Source organism: Mesorhizobium sp. M1A.F.Ca.IN.020.03.2.1 (assembly GCF_004023205.1).
Taxonomy (GTDB): domain Bacteria; phylum Pseudomonadota; class Alphaproteobacteria; order Rhizobiales; family Rhizobiaceae; genus Mesorhizobium.
Genome location: NZ_RZSV01000344.1, coordinates 1 through 4,156, shown reverse-complemented (window position 1 = coordinate 4,156; position 4,156 = coordinate 1). Strand labels below are relative to the sequence as shown.

At 65.0% G+C, this 4,156-nt stretch carries 5 protein-coding genes and 2 pseudogenes; 5 read left to right on the top strand and 2 right to left on the bottom strand.

Translation table 11 applies throughout. The annotated features are described in order from the left end of the window. Together EOA79_RS33925 and EOA79_RS30150 are read right to left on the bottom strand one after the other, a co-directional pair. Nucleotides 1-131, bottom strand: a pseudogene (locus tag EOA79_RS33925) (L-idonate 5-dehydrogenase); the annotation flags it as partial. A gap of 61 nt (nucleotides 132-192) precedes the next feature. Continuing rightward, nucleotides 193-1,140, bottom strand: coding sequence for a 2-hydroxyacid dehydrogenase (locus EOA79_RS30150; protein ID WP_095824053.1), 948 nt, complete (start codon nucleotides 1,138-1,140; stop codon nucleotides 193-195). A 78-nt stretch (nucleotides 1,141-1,218) separates the two neighbouring features. On the opposite strand from EOA79_RS30150, the gene EOA79_RS30145 reads away from it, so the two are divergent. The 5 genes and pseudogenes from EOA79_RS30145 to EOA79_RS30125 all read left to right on the top strand — a co-directional run. After that, nucleotides 1,219-1,974, top strand: a complete 756-nt coding sequence (locus EOA79_RS30145) for an SDR family oxidoreductase (protein WP_095824054.1) — start codon at nucleotides 1,219-1,221, stop codon at nucleotides 1,972-1,974. Then, nucleotides 1,943-2,479 carry a gluconokinase gene (locus EOA79_RS30140; protein WP_095799811.1) on the top strand — a complete coding sequence of 179 codons (537 nt, stop codon included), beginning with the start codon at nucleotides 1,943-1,945 and terminating at the stop codon, nucleotides 2,477-2,479. Before EOA79_RS30145 ends, EOA79_RS30140 begins: the two co-directional genes overlap by 32 nt. After that, nucleotides 2,476-3,363, top strand: a complete 888-nt coding sequence (locus EOA79_RS30135; RefSeq protein WP_095799810.1) for an NAD(P)-dependent oxidoreductase — start codon at nucleotides 2,476-2,478, stop codon at nucleotides 3,361-3,363. Before EOA79_RS30140 ends, EOA79_RS30135 begins: the two co-directional genes overlap by 4 nt. Continuing rightward, complete coding sequence (locus EOA79_RS30130) at nucleotides 3,360-3,701, top strand: hypothetical protein (RefSeq protein ID WP_095799809.1); 342 nt, start codon at nucleotides 3,360-3,362, stop codon at nucleotides 3,699-3,701. Before EOA79_RS30135 ends, EOA79_RS30130 begins: the two co-directional genes overlap by 4 nt. 125 nt (nucleotides 3,702-3,826) lie before the next feature. Beyond that, nucleotides 3,827-4,156, top strand: a pseudogene (locus EOA79_RS30125) (hybrid sensor histidine kinase/response regulator); the annotation flags it as partial.

The window sequence follows — 4,156 nt, the reverse complement described above, 5'->3', positions numbered from 1 at the left end:
TAGTAGTGCAGGTCGCTGCCGCAGATGCCGCCGGCGGCGAGACGCAACAGCACCTGGCCCGGCCCCGGTTCCTCGACCGGACGGTCCTCGATGCGCAGGTCTTTGGCGGCGTGGATGACGATCGACTTCATGGCAGGCGAACTCCTCGGACTGTGCAGGCAGGCTTTGCGTGAAAACTTGCGTAAAACAATTTCACAGCACCGGCGTCAGCAACGGCTGGCCAGCAAAATGGGCGGCAAGGTTGTCGCGTACCAGCTTGCCCATCGCCTTGCGTGTCTCGATAGTGCCCGACGCATGGTGCGGCTGCAAAAGGACGTTGTCGAGCGCCAGGAACCGCGGATTGAGCTTCGGCTCGCCCTCGAAAACGTCGAGCGCGGCAGACCCCAGCGCCTTCTTCTCGAGCGCATCGAGCAGCGCATCCTCGTCGATATTGGAGGCGCGCGAAATGTTGATCAGCATGCCGTCCTCGCCAAGCGCCGCGATCACCTCGCCATTGACGATGTGGCGTGTCGCGGCCGACGCCGCGAGCGTCACAAACAGGAAATCCGAACGGCCGGCCAGGGCGACGGGATCGGCGACGAACTCCCAGTCCGCGGCGAAATCCTTCGGCCCGACGTCGCTGTAGGCGATGTCCATGCCGAAGCCGGCCAGACGCTTGGCCACCTCATAGCCGATGCGGCCAAGGCCGAGCACGCCGGCCCGCCGGCCCCAGACTCGGCGCTTCAGCGGGTAAAGGCCTTTAGAGGCCCAACTGCCATCGCGCACCCAGCGCTCGGCGCCGATCATGCCGCGCGACAGGCACAGCATCATGGCGATGCCGAGATCGGCGACGTCGTTGGTCAACACATCAGGCGTATTGGTGACCCGCACGCCGCGCTCTCGGCACGCCGACAGATCGACCGCGTCGAAGCCGACGCCGTAGACCGAGACGACCTCGAGTGCCGGGCAGGCCTCGATCATGGCGCGGTTCGCGCCGAGTTCGCCGCGGGTGGCGATGGCGCGGACCTGCGGCCCGACGTCGGCGAGGAAGGACGGCTTGTCCTCGGCCGCAAAATAACGATGCACCACGAAGGCTTCGTTGAGCGGCACCTCGTCCCACGCGGGATAAGGTCCAACCTGAAGGATATGGGGCCGCTGCATCGGTTTTCGCTCCACTTGACTTGACAGCTGATGTTATCGATAACATAAAGCGGACAGCGACGAGAGGCAATCGAGAAAATGTCGTCCATCTTGTTCGATCTCACCGGGCGCACCGCGCTCGTCACCGGCTCCTCGCAAGGCATCGGCCTTGCATTGGCAAAGGGGCTCGCCGGCGCCGGGGCCAAAGTGGTCCTCAACGGCCGCGACGAGGCAAAACTCGCCGTTGCGGCCGCGCAAATCCCCGGCGCTGTGACGCTGGCCTTCGATGCAACCGACCATGATGCGGTACGCGCCGCCATCGATGCGTTCGAGCAGGCTCACGGAGCGATAGACATTCTGGTCAACAATGCCGGCATGCAGTTCCGTACGCCGCTCGAGGACTTTCCCGCCGACGCGTTCGAGCGCCTGCTGCAGACCAATGTCGCCAGCGTCTTCCATGTCGGCCAGGCTGTGGCGCGCCACATGATCCGGCGGGGCCGCGGCAAGATCATCAACATCGCCAGCGTGCAGACCGCGCTCGCCCGGCCGGGGATCGCGCCCTACACGGCGACCAAGGGCGCGGTCGGCAATCTCACCAAGGGCATGGCGACCGACTGGGCCAGGCACGGCCTGCAATGCAACGCCATCGCGCCCGGTTATTTCGACACGCCGCTCAATGCGGCCCTTGTCGCCGACCCGGCCTTCAGCGCCTGGCTTGAAAAGCGCACGCCGGCTGGCCGCTGGGGCAAGGTCGAAGAACTGGTCGGCGCCTGCGTCTTCCTGGCGTCCGACGCCTCTTCCTTTGTCAACGGACATGTCCTCTATGTCGATGGCGGCATCACAGCTTCGATCTGACCTGCCGCCGCGCATGGTCGTCATGGGCGTCACCGGTTCGGGCAAGACGACGGTGGGCGAGGCGCTGGCCCGTGCGATCCACGCGACGTATGTGGATGGCGACAAGCTGCACCCTGAAGCCAACATCGCCAAGATGAGCGCAGGCATTCCGCTTGACGACGCTGACAGGTGGCCATGGCTTGCGAAAGTCGGCGGAACGCTGAGGCTGCAGCCCGCACCGGTCATCGTCGGTTGTTCGGCGCTGAAGCGCGCCTATCGCGATTTCATCACCGAGCAGGCCCGCGCGCCGGTGCTGTTCATCTATCTCGATGGTTCGCGTGAACTGATTTCCCGGCGCATGAGCGAGCGCACCGGCCATTTCATGCCGACCAGCCTGCTCGACAGCCAGTTCGCGACGTTGGAAGTGCCAGGCAAGGACGAGAATGCCATCGCGGTGGCGATCGACGCACCGCTCGAAAAGATTGTCGCGGACATAACGTCCAGATTTGAGGAGCGACCGTCATGACCAACACAGTCGCGCTAATCGGTGCCGGTGCCATGGGCGGAGCGATCGGCGATCGCCTGCTCGCTACCGGCAACCGGCTCTTCGTGTTTGATCTCGACACGACCAAGGTGGAAACGCTGGTTGCGAAGGGCGCCAGCGCCGCGGCCAGCGCGGCCGCGGCCGCCGCAGCGGCCGACTTCGTCATCCTCAGCCTCAATTCCGCGGCAATCGTGCGCCGCGCCGTGTTCGGAGATGGCGGCGTCGCCGCCGGCGCGAAGCCCGGCACGCTGATCATCGACATGTCGTCTATCGACCCCGACGCGACGCGCCAGCTGGCGGCGGACGCCGGCGAAAGGAGTCTGCGCTGGGTCGACTCCCCGCTCTCGGGCGGCGCGCCGAAGGCATTGGTCGGCGAATTGACGCTGATGGCGGGCGGCGCGGCACAGGATGTCGCCGACGCCCATAAGCTGCTGCGCGACGTCGCCAGCAACTATACGCATATGGGCCCGGCCGGTGCGGGGCAGACGACGAAGCTGATCAACCAGGTGCTCTGCGCCCTGAACTTCATGGCTGTGGCGGAAGCGACCCGGCTGGCGCTCGATGCCGGCGTGGACGCTCTCAAGATTCCGCAGGCGCTGAAGGGCGGCCGCGCTGACAGCGCCATCCTGCAGGAATACCTGCCGCGCTTCGCCACCCGCGACTACCGCCGCACCGGCCGCATCGACAATATGGTGAAGGACCTCAACGCTGCGCAGGACCTGGCGCGGCGCACGCATACGGCAATGCCGCTGACGGCGCTGTGCGCCGAGGTACATCGCCTGCTGACGGCCGCCGGACTGGGTGGCGAGGACCAGGCTGCACTGATGGAATTTTTCCGACGCAAGGACGAGGAGGACAACAAATGATCACGCGCTACGCATTGTTCGAGGGCAAGGTGAAGGACGGTCAGACGGAGGCGTTCCGCAGGGACGTGATCGAGACCGTGCTGCCCAAATGGAAGGCGTTCCCGGGCGCGCTCGACGTCCGCGTCTCCTTCGCCGAAAAGCGCGACGACGGCGCGCCGGAACTCCCGATGATCCTGGCGATCAATTACCGCGACATGGCGGCGGTCGACGCGGCCCTCGCTAGCCCAGCCCGCGCCGAATCGCGCGCCGCGACCGAAGCGGTGCTGTCCCGATATTTCGAGGGCCGCATTCACCACCACGTCACCATCGCCAACGAGTTTTCCCTGTCGACGGATTGACGTGCTTAAATCTGGCCCTGAGCCCTAAATGCGCAGGCAAGACAGGCAGCCGCACCAACGAAATCTTAATGTAAATCAAGCGTAATCCCGACCGTTAAAATTGTGCGTTTGGGTTGGGGTTACGCATGCCGGAGTATTCCTCCTTCATCCGGTCGATCCGGGTCCGCTATATTTCGGGATTGCTCGTCTTTGCCCTGGCCTCGGCGGCCGTCATGTTCGCGCTCAACCGCGTGAACTCATACCGCCACGAAGTCGATGCCTTGAGCGCCAATTTCGTCATCTTCTCGCGCGACCTGCGCAACGCCACCAATTTCGCCGAGACGACCGGAACCGTGTGGCGGGCTGAGACCCGCGATGGGCTGACCGCAGCCGCGCGCGGCCATTCCGAACGGCTGATGGGCGAGATCGAAATCCTGAACGCGCAGCTCGCGGCGATCAGGCCGCGGCTGTCGAAG